We start from the raw sequence: 17,619 nt of genomic DNA on the forward strand, positions 1-17,619 counted from the left end.
GTTTCAGCGCTTTTTCAGCGTCTCGCCCGGCGCGCACCATGCGCTGAGATCTTCTTCAGGCCGGTCGACCGCGCAGCCCCAGTCGAGCGGCTGGTCCTGATCGAAGCGCTTGCCGAGCCGCCATGCAATCTCGGCGCGCGCAAGCTGCACGCCCATATAGAACGCGTGGCCGCCGTCTGTTTCGAGGTTCAACTGCGGGTACAGCGCGAACGGATCGTCGCCGCGACGATGGCCGTCGCGGTTGTACACGTGAATGCCATCGGCGCTGATCTGCACGCGGAAATTCGGGTCACGCACGCCGCGCGCGAATTCGTCGATTTCTTCGGCGCTGTACGGAAACGGCCGTTTCGCGTGGACCGTCGCGAGTTCGGTGCTGATGCCCTTCGGCAGCACCTGCGCATCGCGCGCGGCATGCATCACGCGGCGCGCGACATCGGCTTCGCGCAACGCGCGCCGCGCATGCTGGCTCACCGACGTCGCCAGCACCGCGCCAACGCGCAATTCAGCCGCCATGCCGAGCAGCACCGCGTTGATGCCGCTCGTGTCGGCCTCGGTCAGTTCGGTCACGTTGCCGATGCCCATCATGATCGCGATGTCGGGATAGCGCTCGCGCAAACGCACATAGCGCGCAATCGACGCGGCCAGCCCGAATGGAATCGGATCCAGAATCGGATCGGCAAGAAACGCGCGGCCGCGCGCGGACAGCGTGTCGATCGCGGCGTCGAGCGAAGCGGGGTCGGCCGGTTCGCGCGCGACGAGGATCGGCGTCGACGGCACTTCGTCGGCGATCCATAGCGTGTCGAGGTTCAGGCTCATCAGATAGTCGGCGCCCGCGCGCCCGCCGCGCAGCAGTTCGTCGTTGCGCATCGAATCGACGCTGACGCGATAGCCTTCGGCCTTCAGCCGCCGCACCGCGTCTTCGAGATGCGCAAACGGCGTGTCCGGCAGGCAGCCGATGTCGATCACGTCCGCGCCTTGGGCCGCATACTCGCGCGCCCTTGCCGCGATGCCGTCGAGGTCGAGGCGCGGCGCATCGACGATCTCCGCGAAAATCTCCGTGTCGTAGCGGCTCAGATCGAACGGCTTCGCCTTGCGGCCGAAAAATTGCGGCAAGTCCTTGACCTCCTCGGGACCGCGTTCGAACGGTACGCCGTAGTGCGCGCCCAGCGCGTCGAGATCGCCACGGCAGCGGCCCGGCACGATCACGCGCTGCGCGGCGAGCGGCGCGCTCACGCGGCGCTGGATCAGGTCGGCGGTCATCAACCCGGCCACTTGCAGGCCGATTTCGCGCACCTCCCAACTGAACGGCGTCGGCGCCATGCCGTCGAGCACGCGCCGCAGGCTCGGTTCGGCAAGCCGGCCGGTCAGGAAGAGGAGGTGGTCCATGCGAGGTCGAGGGTCGCGAGGCGTTGGGTGAGCGCCGCTTCGAGTTCGTCGAGCGAGCGCGCGAGCGTCGTGTATTCGAAGCGCGCCAGACGCTCGACGTTGTCGAGTTCGATCGCCCGTGGCCGCAGTTCGACCCATTCGTCCGGGCTATGCGTGATCACGCTCGGTTCGGTGTCGCACGCAAAGACGATGCCGGGGATGCATTGCTTGCCGGCCTGCGCATACATATTGGTCGGCAGCGTATCCGAGATGCCGTACGCACATTTGGCGACCGTGTTGCTGGTGGCGGGTGCGATCACGACCGTGTGATAGACGCCGTGATACAGCATGCCGACCGGCACGCCGCTCGCGCTGTTGTCGCGCAGTACGCGAAAGTGTTCGCGCAGCTTGTCGAGCGACCAGCCATAGAGCGGCAGCACTTCCTCGGCCGCCGCGGACAGAAACAGATCGACGCGCGGCAAGCGCCGCGCGAGCGCGATCGATTCTTCGAGCATATGACCGGAGCCGGTCACGCACCACGCGAAGTGCGCATCCGGCCTGAAGTCGGCGAGATCGCGGGCGCCCTTGCGAGCAGACTCGCTGGGGGACCTGAGGGACGACCCGGTCATGCGTCGAGATCGAACGGCATGCCGTCGGCCGGCGAGCCTTCATGCGACAGCCGGATGTGCAGCCGGCGCATCTTGCGATACAGCGTATTGCGGCTGATGCCGAGCGCCTTCGCGACGTTGCTGACGTTCCAGCGGTGCTCGTCGAGCAGCGACAGCACCGTTTCGCGCTCGTTCAGCTGGATCGCGTTCAGCGAAGAAATGTCCGCCTCGTCGGCGAGATGCCCGTCCATGTCCGCGTTCGCGAGGCGCAGCGCGATCGGCAGGTCGACCGCCGACGTGCGTTGCGTGACCTCGGGCGGCAGATGCTCGCAGCGGATCGGCTCGCCGTCGGACAGCGCGATGGCCATCTGCAACACGTGACGCAACTGACGGATGTTGCCGGGCCAAGCGTAGGTGAGCAGCGCGTGTTCGGCTTCCGGCGTCAGATCGGGCGGATCGTCGGTTTCGTTCGCGAGCAGATGATGGATCAGCGGCAGCTTGTCGACGCGCTCGCGCAGCGCCGGCAGATTCAGCTCGACGCCCTTGAGCCGGTAGTACAGATCCTCGCGGAATTGCCCGCTTTGCACGAGTTCGAGCAGATTGCGGTGGCTCGCGCTGATCAGCTGGAAATTGACCTTGACGGTGGTCTCGGCGCCGAGCGGCGTGACCTCGTGTTCCTCGATCACGCGCAGCAGGCGTGCCTGCAACACGAGCGGCATGTCGCCGATCTCGTCGAGAAACAGCGTGCCGCCGTTGGCCTGCACGATCTTGCCGCGCCGTCCTTCGCGCTGCGCGCCGGTAAACGCGCCCGCGCGATAGCCGAACAGCTCGCTCTCGATCAGGTTCTCCGGCAGCGACGCGCAGTTGACCGGCACGAACAGACCGGCGGCGTGCGGGCTGATGCTATGCAAGGCCTGCGCGAAGACTTCCTTGCCGGTGCCGGTCTGGCCGCGCAGCACGATCGGAATCTTGCGCTGGATCACACGCGCGGCCAACTGGATCTGCGAGGCCATGCGCGGGTCGCCGAATTCGAGGTGCGCGATCTCGTCGAGCTTCGGCACCGGCGGATGTTTGTCGTGTTTTTCGGCGGCGTTGGCGCGCATGGCGGAGTCGGGGACGAGCACGCGCGTCACGCGCCCCGTGGCGTTTTGCGGCGTCTGCGCGACGAGGAAAAAGCGGTTCGTCGCGTTTGCGCTGTAGACGGTGACCGGATGGAACGAGCCGCGAATGCTGCGCGCGATCATGTCTTCGAGCGACGCGTTGAATGCTTCCTCGATGCGCCGGCCGCGCAGCTCGCTCAGCGAACGGAAGCCCAGCTGGAACAGCGCGCTGCGATTCGCGGCGAGCACGGTGCTGTCGTCGCCGACCGCGAGCTTGCCGCCGTGCAGCGTGCCGACGAATTCCGGGCGGCTGTGGAAATGGATCATGTTGGCGTGCCGGTAGCGCGCATCGAGCAGACGGTTTTCGATCATCTGCCGCGACATACCGACCAGCACCAGCGAGTGCTGCTGCAGCAGCTTCGAGCGGCTCGTGACGTCGAGCACGCCGGCGATTTCGCCGCCGTCGTCGAAGATCGGCGCGGCCGAGCACGTCAGCGACGTATAGCGCGGATAGAAATGCTCGTGCTGACAGACGGCGATGCAGTCGCGCTCCGCGAGGCAGGTGCCCATGCCGTTGGTGCCGGCTTCGCGTTCGCTCCACAGCGCGCCGACGCGAAAGCCGTCGACGGCGACCGCCTCGGCGAACGGCACGGACGACACCTGATGCACGATCACGCCGCCAGAATCGACGAGCACGACCGCGAGCTCGGGATCGGCGAGTTGCTGATAGAGCGTCGTCATCTCGAGCTTCGAACACGCGATCAGATCGCCGAGCGCCTCACGGCGCGCGCTGAGTTCGTACTCGGTGAGCACCGGCGGCGGCACGAAACGCGCGGGGTCCAGCTGGAATTCGTTGATGCAGCGCGTCCACGACTGAGCTACGGGTTCGCTTGTCGGGCGCGTGGTCAACTGATGGTTGACCACGTTCAGAACTTCCCGGACGTGAGTACTGCTGTCAGCGAGCAACGACATGGGATTTGCCTCCGTTGCGTCATTTCGCAAGCGTGACTGCTTCGCACGCCGCGAATGCCGCTTTATCAAGCCTGCCTGCCCCTGGCGCGGCGCAATCTCGGTTCGCCTGCGCCCTCCCGACCGGCCCTACTACGAGGCGGGTGTTGAAAACTGTACGCCCGATGCAGGATTGGTTCAACAGAAAGTCACACTGGGTTTACCTCACTGTGCCCGGAATTTGCTTTTCTCGATGCGTGACGCGTTAAACGGGTTGCAGGTTGCATGCCTGTCGCGGCTTCGGCACAGAGTGTGCCGCGCGTCGTTCAGTTCTACTGTTCTACTGTTGCATCGTTTCGCTCGTCATCACTGGCTGTTCAATCCTGGGCCGCGCCGCGGCGGAGATCAAATCATGGATCGTTTCGATACTATTCGCCTTGCCGCATTTTCCAGCCTCGGCGCCAATCCCGGCCCGCAAGTCGGCGCGTTGCCCGAGCGCCTGGACATCGTATTCATCGAGAATTTCATCGGCCAGACGGTCATCGGTATCGATAGCAGTGAGTTGCATGTTGCGCAACCGGTGCGTGTGAACCTGGCTATCGGCGTGCCAGCGATCCGCGCCTGCGCGACGGACCGGATCGAAGATACGGTCAACTACGCGGCCGTGCGCGGGGCGTTGCTCGAGCTGTTCGCGTCGCATCGCGTGCGGCTGCTGGAGGCGCTTGCCGAGACGATCGCGCAACTGCTGATCGCCGACTTCGGCGCGCACTGGGTGCGCGTGTCGCTCGCGAAGCCGGCCAAGTTCGCCGACCTCGCGGCCGTCGGCGTGCAGATCGAGCGGCGTCGCGGCGATGGCTCGGCGGCGGCCGTGGGTCTCGCGCGGTACGCGTCGCTGGGCGAGGGGCTGGTGCCGAATTGAGGGGGGCGCCTAGCCGGGGGCGCCCAGCCGGGGGCGCCGAGCCGGGCGCGCCGAGCGGGGCGCGCAGAACGCCCGGCGCGTTTCAGGCCGTGGTCATTTCGCCACGGTCGACGTCTTCTGCGGACCGAGTCCGCACGCCTGATATGCGCTGGTTTGCAGCGCGCGGAAGCGCCTGGTTTGCGCCTTGGCGTGGTCGACGCGGAATTCCGCGCCGCCTTCGCCGCCTAGCGTCGCGTACTTCGAGAAGGTCGACTGGTCGACGAATTCGTCGTACGGCAACGACGCGGCCATCTTGTCGATCACGCACGAGCACTTGTAGACGTTCGCGAACTCGTGGCCGTTATCGTCCATGCAACTGAGCACGTATTCGACGCGACCCTCGGTCGGATAGTTGTAGCCGCCCGCCCACGCGAGCGGCGCGGCGAGCAGGAGCGAGGTAAAGGCGAGAAGCGCGCGACATCTGTTGGTCATTGAATGCCTCTGCGAAAGCATTGAGCCTGCTTCGCGAACCGCTGCGCGAGATGCGTGCCTTGCGGCCGCGAGGCGACGGGATGCGCGAGGAGGCGGGGCCGGCAACGGCGCCGCGTCTCCTGCGCTTGCATGCGCCGTCAGTTCGGCGCGAACGGATGCGCGACGCTGCCCTTCTTCGCCAGCACTTCAGCCGCGCTCGGGTCGCCGCTGACCGCGCGCTTGATGGCCTCGCGCGTCGCCTGATAGTTGAACTGCTGGATCTTCTTGTCGTCCTCGGCCTGCCAGTGAATGAACACGCCGACGCAGAGGAACAGATCGTCGGCTTCTTCCTGCGGGATCGTGCCGTCCTCGACACTGTCGGCCACCGCGAGCGCGACCGCGTGCTGCGCCGGGCCGAACATCTGCACGGCCTGCTTGGCGCCTTTGATCGTCACCTTGTTGAACAGGATCGTATTGGGCTTCGTGATGAGATTGGGCGCGACGACGGCGAGTAGCGACGTGAAGCCGTCCTTGTTGTTGGTGAGGGCGTTGCAGAACGCGGTTTCCGCAGCCGAACCTCGCGGTCCGATCAGCAAGTCGATGTGCGCGACCTCGTTGCCGTCGCCGACGAGCGACTCACCGATCATGACGCGGTTGATCTTGGCCATTCTGTTCCTCCAAAAGAGTAGGTATGGACCTGCTGACGAGGCGCCGCCCGCGATCGTCCGGATCAGCATCGCGAGAGCGGTGCGGGAATGCACGGCGGTACTAACTAACAGGTTCCGTGCCAGTTGTCGCTAAGGGCCTGCTGACGCGGCTGTTCGGGTCTTCTTCAGTCCAGACGATTCAGGGTTAACCGCGCCCTTCGACACAGCGCGCAAGAAACAGCGTGGCCACCGCGAGGTCCGCGCTGGTGCCGGGATTGATCGCGCCGGCCTTCAATTCGGCATCCCAGGCGTCGAGTTGCGGATCGCTTGCCGAGCGGCGCGCGGCGGATCGCGCCTGGCGCCAGCGCGCGCGCTGTTCGCGTGCCACGAGCGTGACACTCTGCGCCAGCGCGCGGCCGTGCTTGCGCACAATGTGAGAGTCGGGCCAGCCGCCGAGGAACGCGAGAAACACGTTGAGCATCGCGATTTCGCCTGGATCGGCGGGCGCGGGTTCGGGCGTTGGTCTCGAGGCTTCGAAGTAGGCGGCGAGGCCGGTGTCGAACAGGTCGGCGAAACCGTTCGCGTACTGCCGCGCGATGCTGTCGCGCTCGCTGGCAAGCCGCATCGCGTCGCGCAGGCCGATCGTCGGCGGTGCGTGGACCGATTGCTCGGGCGCGTCGCCGAGGCCGCCGGGATTGGCGAGCGCGATCGCGCGGTAAGCAAGCCGAGCGTCTTCGACGTCGAGCCGGCTCAGCACGTCGCCGACGGCCGCGCGCCACGCTTGCGCCGACACCGGCGGTTCGCCGGTTTCGTCGAGGGCCGCGGCGAGCGGCGCGACCAGCAGCACGATGCCGAGATTCGTATTGCAGCCGACGGCCGCGCGCGTGCGCGTGACCGCGTCGAGAATGCGCTGTCCGACGCGCTCGCCGCGCGCGAATAGCGCGTCGAGCGACGCGTCCGCGCTGGCGAGGAACTGGGCCGCGTGCATGCCGTGGCCGGGGCTTTGGGTGCTGACGTTGCCGGGTTTCGGCGTGGTGACGTCGAGCGCGCAGGCTTCGAGGAAGGCCGCGCGCGCGTGCTCGACGGGAATCGCATGAGTGTCGGGCATCGCGCTCAAGCCCGGCGCTGCGGAGGCTGCTCAGGCAACCCGGCGCTAGCGGCTTGCTCGGCCAGCCTGCGATCGAGCAGATCGTCGACGAGCGCCGCCGCGACATCGAGCGGCACGACCGACTGCAAACCGCGCCACGCGGCCACGCCGTTGACTTCGAGCACGAGGGGCAGCGCGGCGTCGTCGGCATTCGGGATCAGGTCCACGCCCGCGTAGTCGAGCCCGAGCGCGGCGGTTGCGCGCACTGCCGTCTGTGCGAGCGGGACCGTGAGCTCGGCGGGCTCGCAGCGCGCGCCTTGCGCGACGTTGTGAATCCAGCCCTTGCCGCCGCTGCGCCGCATTGCCGCGACCGCCTTGCCGCCGATCACGAGCACGCGCCAGTCGAAACCCGGCCGGTCGCTCGCGACGAAGCGCTGCAGATAAGCGACCTGCCGATAACGCGCGAGCGATGGCAATGGCGCGAGCAGCCCGCCGCGCGCGCCGAGCCGTTTGAGCCCGTGGCCTTGCGAGCCGAACAGCGGCTTGAGCACGACCTGACGGCCGGCGGCCGCTTCGCGCATCAGTACGCGTTGCGCGAACGCGGCGGATTCGCCGGCCCAGGTGGCCGGCGTCGGCACGCCCGCGCGATGCAGCAGGAAGCTCGTCATCGACTTGTCGACGCTGCGCTCGATCGCGCGCGCGTCGTTGTACACCGGCACGCCCGATTCACGCAGCGCGTGCAGGATGCCGAGCCGCAGCGTCACCTGCTCGAAGCTGCCGCCGGCGATGCCGCGTACGAACACCGCGTCCGGCAGCGTGCGGCCGAAGCCCGGAATCGCGAGGCCGTGCGGCAGCCACGTGGTGTCGATGCGGCAATCCGCGAGATCGACGCAACGCGCCTCGGCGCCGCGCGCGCGGAACGCCTTTTTCAGCCGGCCGGTGTGCCAGCCGGTTTCGTCGGTCATGATCGCGATGCGCACGCCTGATGTGATCATCATCGCGCGACGGACTCGCCGCCCCACTGTTTGCGCAGCAGGCCGCCGTCGAGCCGGCCGCCATGATAGGTCGCGCCGCTTTCGAGGCTGCTGACCCACACCTCGGCGGGCGCGAACAGCGCGGGATCGATCTGATAGAAGTCGAAGTTGACGGCCGTGAAGACGTCCGCGAACGGCCGGCCGTAGTCGCGCGAATTGGCGGAGGGGAGGGTGTCGGCGAGACGTTGCGCGATCTCGTCGTGCTGGACGGTCAGGTGCACGCGGCCGCCGTACAGGATCGCGTCGTTGGTGCGGCCCATCGCCTGAATGCCGTCGGGCGCGGGCGGCGGCAGCGGCGCCGAGCCCGTCCCCGCGACGATCTCATCGAGCGGTACGCCGAGCACATGCACCTTGTGCAGCGCAACTTCGACCACGCGGGCGACGACCTGTACTGTTCCCGCGACAGAGTGTGTCGGCGTGACGATCAGCGTCAGGTGTTCGGGCGCGAGGCCGCAATCGTGCAGCACCTTGTCGATCACGACCTGCGGCGGGAGGCGGTCCACTTCGAGCACCAGCGCGCCGCGCTCGTGGCGGTCGCGATAGCCGAGTTCGTCGAATAGCGGCTCCTTGACCGCGAGCGCGCGCGCGGGCCCCGAGCCGAGCGAAAAGAATTTCTTGCCGCCGGTCTGCTCCCTGGTCGCCGACAGGCTCCAGCCCGCGTACTGGCTGCCGAGACAGGCGAGCACCGGCGACGATGTGCTGACCTCGAGCATCGTCGGCCACAGCGGCGCGGCGTCGAAGTTCGCGCGTACCGCGACGCGGCCGAGACCGCCCATGCAGATGCGCGCGATCAGCACGCCGGCGTCGAGGCTGCCGCGCGCGTCGACGCCGGCGTCGGCGATCACGGTGCCATCGCGCGTGCGCGTCAGTGCGACGCCGAGCTGTGCCGCTTGATCGACGAGCCGTGCTACGAGGCGCTCTGAAAGCGCGTTCACGCTCGGCAACGCGGCGGGCGGGAAAGTCTCAGCTGTGGGCGTGGAGGCAGGCATGGTCGGGTTCATCGCAGGTTTCGATTCGTTGGACGACGCGTTCGTGCTGCGCGTCGAGCGCGGTGAACACCGCGTCCACCGATGCCGCTCGCACTTGCAGCGTGCAGACCGGCTGCCCTGCGTCGATGCGGGTGCCCGGCATCGGTACGTCGCGGCATTGCGGATCGCGCAGGCAGGCGTCCGAGAACGCGGCCGAGACGCTGAACGGCCGCTGCGCGAACAGCACGCGCTGACCGGCACGCCAGCGCGGCGCGCGGGCGAGCGCGAGGCTCGCGGCCGACGGCGCGCGGCCGTGGCGGCACGCGTCGAGGTGGCAGGCGAGCAGGCCGGCCGGCCATGCATCGGGCGACGCGGTTTCGTAGAGCGCCATCGTCGACGAAGGGCGCGGGTTGATTTCGAGCACGTCGAACGAGGTGCCGTCCGACAGGAAGTCGCAGCTGTTGATGCCGACGAGGCCGGTGTTTGCGCACAGCGCGTCGAGCGCTTGCTGCACGCGCGCGATGAACGCTGGCGGCAAGTCGATCGGCCCGATCGAGCCCGCATGCACGAAGCGCAGATCGCCGATCGCGCAGGTGAATTGCTCGGCGAAACCGATCAGATCCGCGCTGCCGTGCGCGCCGATGAAAAGCGCCGACAGCGAGCGGCCTTGGCCAATGCGCTGGAAGTAGCCGTGCGCGGAGTCGGTCGTTAAATGGAACGGGTCGGCCGCCTCGATGTGCGTACCGCCACAACCATCCGCCTGCTTGAACAGCCAGCCCTCGGCCGTCGCGGGCCGCTCGAACGACACAGCCGGATGCGCAATCCGCAACGCGTCGAGCAGCGCGAAAAAACGCCGCGGCTCGCGCACGGCCGCGATCGCCTCGGCAGCGTTGCCGAGAAAGCGCGGCAAGCCGGATTCGCGGCACAACTGAGGCATCAAAGGTTCGAGCCCGCTGCCGGCGATCCAGCCAAGCAAACCCGGCAAGCGCGCGACACGCGCAAGCGCATCGACGAGCCGCGCCCGGTCGATCCCGAGCGCGCCATCACCACGGCCGATGTCGAACCATAGCTCGGCGGCCTCGCGCGTGTCGCGGTCGCCGAAGATATCGAGCGCGGCGACATGCAGGCCGGCGCGCGCCGCGGACTGCGCGAGCAAGCGCGCGGACTGCCCGACGACCGCGACCAACGGCGCATGCATGAGCGGGCGGTGCGACTTCATGACGACCGCGCTCAGCCGAGACCGGCCGCGACCGCGCGGGCCTCGTCGTAGGCTTCCGGGAAGCCCAGGTAGACCGGCTTACCACCCGTGCGCATGCGCACGAAGAGGCGATGCTCGACCTGATATTTGACGTTGCCGATCGCCAGCGCGCCGATGCCGACCGCGCCCGCGTTCGGCACGCCGTCGATCGGCTTGCCGTCGTTCATCACGTTCACGCCGGCGATCCCTTCGGGCGGCACCGCGTTGACGTCGGCGGCGACGAGCAGGCGCTTCGCATGCACGAGGTCGTCCCTGCCGACCACCTGCGCCCCCGCGACGGCGGTGGCGAGCACGATTTCCGCGTCGGCGAGCGCGCCGCGCAGTTCGGCGGGCGTCGTGGCGCTGATGCCGTTCGTGAAGATGCCGAAGCGCTCGTTGACTTCGGCCGAGGCCCCGAGCGCGCGATTGCGGTCGTGGTGGCTCGCGATCGTCACGTCGGCGCCGCGCGACGCGGCGATCGCCGCCGCGATGCGCCCGACCGCGCCCGTTCCGCCGAGAATCAGCACGCGCTTGCCGCCCAGCTCCACGCCGTGCTGTTTGCCAAGATGCCGCTCGACCAGCGCGACGAGCGCGGCCGCGGTCGTGTACGAACCGCTCGGATCGGCGAACACCGAGACCTCGAACGGCGGGACCATCGCGCGGCGCGCGGTGTCGAGCATGTCGGCGGCCTGCATCACGTCCCGTCCGCCGATGAAGATGCCGGTGCGCGACACCCCTTTCGGGCCGCGCGAGAAGATCGCGTCCTGCGTCAGATTCGCGACCATGCCCGCTTCGACGTTGCAATACGGCACGATGACCTGATAGCCGGCGTCGGCGGCCATGTTGACGTCGAACGGACTCATCTGCGGCGTGGCCGTGAACATGTGCAGGATGTAGGGCCTTTCAAGGGTTTCTGACATGGCAGGGGCTCGTTTTAGTGGCAATCTCGGGGACGGGGCGCAAGGCAAGGCCGCGCCGCGCGTGGCAGCGCCTTATGTAAGCGGCGGCCTGAGCGGTGCAGCGCATCATGCGGCGTCGATGTGCGGCGCGCGCGCCTCGGCGCCGCTGATCGCCGCGCCGCTGTTGCGGCCCGCGACGACGCTGCATTCGATATGCGGCAGCGCGCTCGCGACGGCGCGCGCGGTCGCGAGCGCGCGGTCGGCCTCGCGCGCGCTCGCGAGCACCGCGAAGCCAGTCGGGCCCCACGAGGTCTGGCCGATGCCGGCGGTGCGTTCGGAGGCGACCGCGCGCAGTACGTGCTCGACGTCGGGACTCGCGAACACGCCGCCTTGCGCGCTCGCGAAATATTCGCCGATGGTCTGCTGCAGCTCGGTGAGACCGTGCGCGAACGGCGCGAAGTTATGTTCGGCGGCGCCGGGCAGAATCTGCATCAGCACCAGATGGCACAGATGCGCGGCGAGCCGCCGCGGAAACGGCGCGAGCGATGCGAGCGCGCTGCGTTCCTCGGTACCGTGCAAGCCCTCGCGGCTGTTGTCGCTGACGAGCAGCACGCGCCACGGCTGCGGAAACGGCTGGCGCGACAGCAGCGGCGGCATGCTCTGGCGCAGATCGCCGGGCGGGCCGCCATCGAGCAGCAGGCCGCCGCACTCGAAGCCGAGTATGCCGATGCCGGAGCGGGCGCCGCGCCCGAGCAGACTGGCGAGTTCGGCGCTCCTCGCCGGCTGGCCGACGAGGCGCGCGAACGCGGTGCCGACCGCCAGCGCCAGCTGCGTGCCGGAGCCGAGGCCGGTGTGCGCGCGCGGTGCCTCCAGCACGTCGATCGCGAGTGTCGCCGGTCCATAGGCAGCCTGCAGCCGCGCGAGACTCAGCGCGATGCGCTCGCGCTCGGCCTCGCTGACCACGCCGCCGATCTGCTCGCGTTCGGCGAGCCGCGCTTCGATCCGCGTGCCGTGCGTATCGATGACGAGCCCCAGGCTGCCGAACGCACGCCCGAGCGACGCGTTCGGATCGAGAAAGCCCAGATGCAGCCGCGCGGGCGCATCGATCGTGATGGGGGCGCGTGGCGGCAGGCGGCGGAGCTGAAGCGGCATCTCGAGTGTCCTCAGGTGTCCTTGCGGGTGCGCAAGACCGGGTTCGGCCGCGGGGCGTCCGCAACGCGTCGCGGGTTCCAGCGATAGTGCGCCCGGCGACGTCAAGCGAAAGCCGTACCAGGCACGCGCAACGGCCGCCGCCGCGGGTTCGGCCCACTGGAACCTCTCAACGGGCACGCCGCGCCCCACGCGGTTTTCGCCGCCGCATGGACGCTGTGTGACGCCGAAGGCGCACTGTGTCACGCGCTGTTTCATCCGGCGACAGGAGCGCGTGTCAACTGCCTTGCGCGGGTTTGGGCGCGTCGTACTTGATATAGCGGAAGCGCTGATCGTCGGCGGGCGTGCCTTCGAGCGGGCCGTCCTCGAGGCCGGGCTGCCAGTGGACCACCGATTCGATCTTCGTCGCGAGCGCGAAGTCCTTGTCGGTGATGCCCTTGGCGCTGTGCGTCTTCAGCTTCACGGTCACGAAGGCGTACGAGACCGTCAGATCGGGGTGGTGCCAGGCGGCTTCCGCGAGGTGGCCGACGGTGTTGACCACCATCAGCGTTCCCTTCCAGCCCTCGGTGCGGTATTTGCGCCGCAGCCAGCCATCTTCCAGATACCAGTGCTGCAGCGGACCGACGAGGCGCTGCTGGATCTCTTCGTCGGTATAGACGTGCTCGGTGTTTGCCATGGCTGTTGCTCCTCGAATGCGCGAATCGATCGCCGAACGAAGCATCGTTGCAAGTGACAGGCCCGTGCCGCGGCGTGTGATTCGCAAAGGACACGATTCGTATCACGCAAGTGACACAGTATGTGCCGCATCGCGTGATGCAGGCCCTTCAGCTTACCGCCATGCAAGCATCGGCGTGCAACGCCCGAGTGCCGCGACACCTCGCGCGTGCCGAGTCGCCGGGCCAGCGCAGCCAATGGCGGCAAACGTTGCCGCTATTCCGGCATGGAATATGCGTCGGCCGTTCATGCGTCGCGAAGCCCGACATCGAATCGGGATAGCGCGTTAATCGTTACCTGCACTCGAGAAGGCGCGCACGATGCGATGAGGTAGCGTGGGTCATTCGTGAGTTGAACAGCAGGACAATTCTGGAGGAGACATGAACTTACGCACTGTAGTTCTTGGGCTCGCGATCCTCGCATCCGCAGCCTTTGGCTCTCTGGCTGCGCAGGCCGATTCGCAGCTCGACGCGCTGATGAAAAATCCAGCCAACTGGGCGGCCCAGGCGGGCGATTATGCGAATCACCGCTACAGCCCGCTCAAGCAGATCAACGAGAACAACGTCGGCAAACTTCAGGTCGCATGGACCATGTCGACCGGCGTGCTACGTGGCCATGAAGGCGCGCCGCTCGTGATCGGCGACACGATGTATGTCCACTCCCCGTTTCCGAACAAGGTCATTGCGGTCAACCTGAAGGATCAGACGTTCCTCTGGCAGTATCAGCCGAAACAGGACGAGCAGGTCGTCTCCGTGATGTGCTGCGACACCGTCAATCGCGGTCTCGCGTACGGCGACGGCAAGATCTTCCTGCAGCAGGCCGACACCAAACTAGTCGCGCTGAACGCGAAGACGGGCGACGTGGTGTGGACCGCGCAGAACGGCAATCCGAAAGCCGGCGAAACCAACACCAACGCGCCGCACGTATTCGGCGACAAGGTGCTGACCGGGATCTCGGGCGGCGAGTTCGGCGTGCGCGGGCGTCTGATCGCGTACGACATCAAGACCGGCAAACCGGCCTGGACCGCGTACAGCACGGGCCCCGACAACGATATGCTGCTCGACCCGCAAAAGACGATGACGTACTCGAACGGCCAGATGGTGCCGGTGGGCGCGGATTCGTCGCTGAAGTCATGGAAGGGCGATCAGTGGAAGCTCGGCGGCGGCACCACGTGGGGCTGGTATGCGTGGGATCCGAAACTCAACCTTGTGTACTACGGTACCGGCAATCCGGGCACATGGAACCCGACGCAACGTCCGGGCGACAACAAATGGTCGATGTCGATCTTCGCGCGCGACCTGAATACCGGCATGGCCAAATGGGTCTACCAGATGACGCCGCACGACGAATGGGACTATGACGGCGTCAACGAAATGATCCTGTCCGATCTGACGATCAACGGCAAGCAGGTGCCCGCGATCGTGCACTTCGACCGGAACGGCTTCGGCTATACGCTCAATCGCGTAACCGGACAGCTGCTGGTCGCGCAGAAGTACGACCCGGCGGTGAACTGGGCCGACCGTGTCGACCTGCAAAGCGGCCTGCCGATTCGCAACGCGGCGTACTCGACGCAGGCGGCCGGCTCCGATCACAACGTGAAGGGCATCTGCCCGGCGGCACTCGGTTCGAAGGACCAGCAACCGGCGGCATACGATCCGAACTCGCACCTGTTCCTCGTGCCGACCAACCACGTCTGTATGGACTACGAGCCGTTCGATGTCGACTACGTGTCGGGACAGCCGTATGTCGGCGCCACGCTGTCGATGTATCCGGGCCCGAACGAGGGCAACGCGATGGGCAACTTCATCGCGTGGGATGCGAGCAAGGGCAAGATCGTCTACTCGAAGCCGGAGAGGTTCTCGGTGTGGTCGGGTGTGCTGGCGACCGCGGGCGGCATCGCGTTCTACGGCACGCTGGAAGGCTACCTGAAGGCGGTGCGCATCAAGGACGGCAAGGAACTGTGGCGCTTCAAGACGCCGTCGGGAATCATCGGCAACGTCTTCACGTATGAGTATCAGGGCAAGCAGTACGTCGGCGTGTATTCGGGCATCGGCGGCTGGGCCGGCATCGGCATGGCGGCAGGTCTGGAGAAGCCGACCGAAGGTCTGGGTGCGGTCGGCGGCTACAAAGATCTCGCGAAGTACACCGCGCTCGGCGGCACGCTGTTCGTGTTCGCGATTCCTGGCGAGAAGAGCTGAACGAACGGCTGAAATGAAAGGCTGAACCAGCGGGGCGGCTTGAACAGGCACGGCCGCCCCGTCAGCCTCGCGCAAGCATTGAATCACCCCCAGATCGCGCCCGTTGGTGGATGCGTCGATGAAACGCATCGGGGCGCGGCTTATTCCCAGATGGAGACATGTGCATGAAAGGCCGATCTATCCTGTTGCTCACGGTGTTGCCCGCAGCGCTCGTCGTGCTGCCCGTCGGATACGCGCAGAACAATCCTTCGATTGCGCAGGTCGCGTACAAGGTGGTCGACGGCACCAAGGTGGACAGTAATACGCTGCTTGGCTGGAAGACGTGGCGCGCGCTCGCTTGCGAACGCTGCCACGGCGCGCAGCAGCAGGGCATGGTCGGGCCGTCGCTGATCGACGCGTTCAAGACGCTGGACAAGACCGAGTTTCATCGCACGGTGTTCGGCGGCCGGGTGGACAAGGGCATGCCCGATTTCAGCACGAGCCAGATGATGCAGAAGAACTGGGAAAACCTCTACGCGTACCTGAAAGGGCGCTCCGATGGGCAGATCAAGCCGGGCGATCTGAAGGCCATCGACGCCAAATAACGCCGTGTCGTCATTCTTCCGGAGGCTCACGATGCGTGATAAGAGAAGCATGTCCGTGCATGTCAGCGTGATCGCGGCCGCGTTGTGTGGCGCGGCGCTCGCGAGCGCCGCGGTCCGGGCGGACGGCCCCGCGCTGCCGAACAACGACGGCGCGGACGGCGTGCTCAGGGTGTGCGCGGACCCGAACAACATGCCGTTGTCGAACGACAAGGGCGAGGGCTACGAGAACCGCATCGCGGCCCAGATGGCGAGCGACTTCGGCTACAAGCTCGAATACACGTACTTTCCGCAGCGCATGGGCTTCGTGCGCCACACGCTGCGCGAGAAGGAGGACGGCAGCGAGCGCTATCGGTGCGACCTGATCATCGGCGTGCCGAAGGGCTATGAAATGACGTCGACGACGCAGCCGTATCTGCGCTCGACCTACGCAATGGTGCTGCCGAACCGCCCCGAGTTCGCGAGCATCAAGACGCCCGACGACCTGCTGAAGCTGCCGCCCGATCAACTGCACAAGCTGCGCTTCGGCATCTTTTCGCAAACCCCCGCGGTGGACTGGCTGCTCGGCCACAACCTGATCGACCAGGCGGTGTCGTACCAGGTGCAAAGCGGCGATCCGGCCGTGTACCCGGGCCAGATGATCGAGCACGACCTGCGCGCGGGCAACGTCGACGTGGTGTTCCTATGGGGGCCGATTGCCGGCTACTTCGCGAAGCGCTCCGGTGATTCGGTCAGACTCGTGCCGTTCCCGCCGGGGCCGGGCATCCGCTTCGACTACACGATTTCGATGGGCGTGCGCTACGGCGAGAAGGACTGGAAGGACAAGGTGGATCAATGGATCGGCGCGAATCACGACAAGATCGACAGCATCCTCGCGACCTACCAGGTGCCGATGCTCAAACCGGTCGACGCGCCGGCGGGCAAGCCTGGCGACGCGTCGCAATGACGCGCGCGCGCGGCGCCTGGCTGCGCGCGGCACGCGCCGCGCTGATGGGGACGCTGTGTGTGCTGTGCCTCGCGCCAGCCGCCGCGCGTGCGGCGAGTCCGGCGTCGGCGCCGGGCGGCGACGAGATCACGCCGGCCGAGCGGCTGATTTTTCTGACCGATCATCTGCACGGCGTCGCCGCGCAGACCGAACTCGACTACGCGCTGATCGATTCCGGGCAACCGTCTCGCAGCGCCGATGTCGTCAAGGTGCTGGTGCTGAGCGAGAACAACGCGAAAGGCGACGCACAGGTGTCCGACCATAGCGGCAGCGTGAACCTGCCGATTGGCGGCCTGCAGTGCAATCCGGCAATCATTTATTTTCTCGAACACGACATCGCGGAGATGCAGGGTCTCACCGGCGGGCAGCGCCGCTATTTCCAGCAGCGTCTGCGTCTCGCGCTCGCCGCGGGGCCGCAGATCGAGAGCGTGCCGAGTGAGGTCGGCGGCAAGCCGGTCAGCGCGCGGCGCATCGTCGTGCAGCCTTATCTGAACGATCCGAACGCGGAGCGCTTCGCACAATACACGGGCAAGCGCTACACGTTCCTGCTCGCAGACGGCGTGCCGGGCCAGGTCGTGCAGATCCGCACCGACGTGCCGGGCCCCAACAACGACTTTGCGCATCCGGCGCATACGGAGTCGTTGAGCTTTCAATCCGCACTGAACAAGTTGCCCTCGGGCAAGGCGCCGGCGAAACCGTCATCGAATGCGCCGCGAGCGAGTCGCTGAAT

The 17,619-nt window shown here is 67.0% G+C and carries 17 protein-coding genes; 5 read left to right on the plus strand and 12 right to left on the minus strand.

Annotation, left to right across the window (positions count from 1 at the left end; all coding sequences use genetic code 11):
- Positions 1 to 3: 3 nt before the first annotated feature.
- The 3 genes from OKW40_RS33565 to OKW40_RS33575 are packed head-to-tail and all read right to left on the minus strand — an operon-like array spanning position 4 to position 4,045.
- The gene (locus tag OKW40_RS33565) at positions 4 to 1,386 is read right to left on the minus strand and encodes a DUF6513 domain-containing protein (protein ID WP_429493454.1); all 1,383 of its coding nucleotides are present in this window, start codon (positions 1,384 to 1,386) and stop codon (positions 4 to 6) included.
- A complete protein-coding gene (locus OKW40_RS33570) occupies positions 1,365 to 1,994 on the minus strand; it encodes a flavoprotein (protein ID WP_090809077.1) in 630 nt (209 codons plus the stop codon). The genes OKW40_RS33565 and OKW40_RS33570 overlap by 22 nt, the downstream gene beginning before the upstream one ends.
- A complete protein-coding gene (locus tag OKW40_RS33575; RefSeq protein ID WP_429493455.1) occupies positions 1,991 to 4,045 on the minus strand; it encodes a sigma-54-dependent Fis family transcriptional regulator in 2,055 nt (684 codons plus the stop codon). The genes OKW40_RS33570 and OKW40_RS33575 overlap by 4 nt, the downstream gene beginning before the upstream one ends.
- Positions 4,046 to 4,433: 388 nt before the next feature.
- Between OKW40_RS33575 and OKW40_RS33580 the strand changes: the two genes are divergently transcribed.
- On the plus strand, positions 4,434 to 4,940 hold the full coding sequence (locus OKW40_RS33580) for a dihydroneopterin aldolase (RefSeq protein WP_429493456.1): 507 nt from the start codon (positions 4,434 to 4,436) through the stop codon (positions 4,938 to 4,940).
- A gap of 93 nt (positions 4,941 to 5,033) precedes the next feature.
- Here OKW40_RS33580 and OKW40_RS33585 read toward each other — a convergent pair whose 3' ends face one another.
- From OKW40_RS33585 to OKW40_RS33625, 9 genes are all read right to left on the minus strand, one after another.
- Entirely contained in the window at positions 5,034 to 5,411 is a 378-nt protein-coding gene (locus OKW40_RS33585) for a hypothetical protein (protein ID WP_184052002.1), read from the minus strand.
- Positions 5,412 to 5,548: 137 nt separating this feature from the next.
- Positions 5,549 to 6,058, minus strand: coding sequence for a formaldehyde-activating enzyme (gene fae, locus OKW40_RS33590; RefSeq protein ID WP_090809086.1), 510 nt, complete (start codon positions 6,056 to 6,058; stop codon positions 5,549 to 5,551).
- A gap of 184 nt (positions 6,059 to 6,242) precedes the next feature.
- Positions 6,243 to 7,145, minus strand: a complete 903-nt coding sequence (locus tag OKW40_RS33595) for a triphosphoribosyl-dephospho-CoA synthase (protein WP_429493457.1) — start codon at positions 7,143 to 7,145, stop codon at positions 6,243 to 6,245.
- Positions 7,146 to 7,150: 5 nt separating this feature from the next.
- Positions 7,151 to 8,122 carry an ATP-grasp domain-containing protein gene (locus OKW40_RS33600; RefSeq protein ID WP_429493458.1) on the minus strand — a complete coding sequence of 324 codons (972 nt, stop codon included), beginning with the start codon at positions 8,120 to 8,122 and terminating at the stop codon, positions 7,151 to 7,153.
- Positions 8,119 to 9,159, minus strand: a complete 1,041-nt coding sequence (mch, locus tag OKW40_RS33605; protein WP_429493459.1) for a methenyltetrahydromethanopterin cyclohydrolase — start codon at positions 9,157 to 9,159, stop codon at positions 8,119 to 8,121. Before mch ends, OKW40_RS33600 begins: the two co-directional genes overlap by 4 nt.
- Positions 9,122 to 10,345, minus strand: a complete 1,224-nt coding sequence (locus tag OKW40_RS33610) for an ATP-grasp domain-containing protein (protein WP_429493460.1) — start codon at positions 10,343 to 10,345, stop codon at positions 9,122 to 9,124. The genes mch and OKW40_RS33610 overlap by 38 nt, the downstream gene beginning before the upstream one ends.
- Before the next feature lie 11 nt (positions 10,346 to 10,356).
- The gene (locus tag OKW40_RS33615; RefSeq protein WP_184051994.1) at positions 10,357 to 11,283 is read right to left on the minus strand and encodes an NAD(P)-dependent methylenetetrahydromethanopterin dehydrogenase; all 927 of its coding nucleotides are present in this window, start codon (positions 11,281 to 11,283) and stop codon (positions 10,357 to 10,359) included.
- A gap of 105 nt (positions 11,284 to 11,388) precedes the next feature.
- On the minus strand, positions 11,389 to 12,414 hold the full coding sequence (locus OKW40_RS33620) for a beta-ribofuranosylaminobenzene 5'-phosphate synthase family protein (protein ID WP_429493461.1): 1,026 nt from the start codon (positions 12,412 to 12,414) through the stop codon (positions 11,389 to 11,391).
- 274 nt (positions 12,415 to 12,688) lie between these two features.
- The gene (locus OKW40_RS33625) at positions 12,689 to 13,087 is read right to left on the minus strand and encodes a 4a-hydroxytetrahydrobiopterin dehydratase (RefSeq protein WP_090809095.1); all 399 of its coding nucleotides are present in this window, start codon (positions 13,085 to 13,087) and stop codon (positions 12,689 to 12,691) included.
- Between the two features lie 418 nt (positions 13,088 to 13,505).
- Between OKW40_RS33625 and OKW40_RS33630 the strand changes: the two genes are divergently transcribed.
- The 4 genes from OKW40_RS33630 (at position 13,506) to OKW40_RS33645 (ending at position 17,617) form a co-directional block, all read left to right on the plus strand.
- Positions 13,506 to 15,323 carry a methanol/ethanol family PQQ-dependent dehydrogenase gene (locus OKW40_RS33630; protein ID WP_429348053.1) on the plus strand — a complete coding sequence of 606 codons (1,818 nt, stop codon included), beginning with the start codon at positions 13,506 to 13,508 and terminating at the stop codon, positions 15,321 to 15,323.
- A 164-nt stretch (positions 15,324 to 15,487) separates the two neighbouring features.
- The gene (locus OKW40_RS33635) at positions 15,488 to 15,907 is read left to right on the plus strand and encodes a c-type cytochrome (protein ID WP_090810412.1); all 420 of its coding nucleotides are present in this window, start codon (positions 15,488 to 15,490) and stop codon (positions 15,905 to 15,907) included.
- Between the two features lie 31 nt (positions 15,908 to 15,938).
- Positions 15,939 to 16,850 carry a substrate-binding domain-containing protein gene (locus OKW40_RS33640; protein ID WP_184067360.1) on the plus strand — a complete coding sequence of 304 codons (912 nt, stop codon included), beginning with the start codon at positions 15,939 to 15,941 and terminating at the stop codon, positions 16,848 to 16,850.
- Entirely contained in the window at positions 16,847 to 17,617 is a 771-nt protein-coding gene (locus tag OKW40_RS33645; protein WP_184067363.1) for a hypothetical protein, read from the plus strand. Before OKW40_RS33640 ends, OKW40_RS33645 begins: the two co-directional genes overlap by 4 nt.
- Positions 17,618 to 17,619: the final 2 nt, after the last annotated feature.

The sequence above is a fragment of the Paraburkholderia sp. RAU6.4a genome, assembly GCF_050435625.1.
In the GTDB taxonomy this organism is placed as follows: Bacteria; Pseudomonadota; Gammaproteobacteria; order Burkholderiales; family Burkholderiaceae; genus Paraburkholderia; species Paraburkholderia tuberum.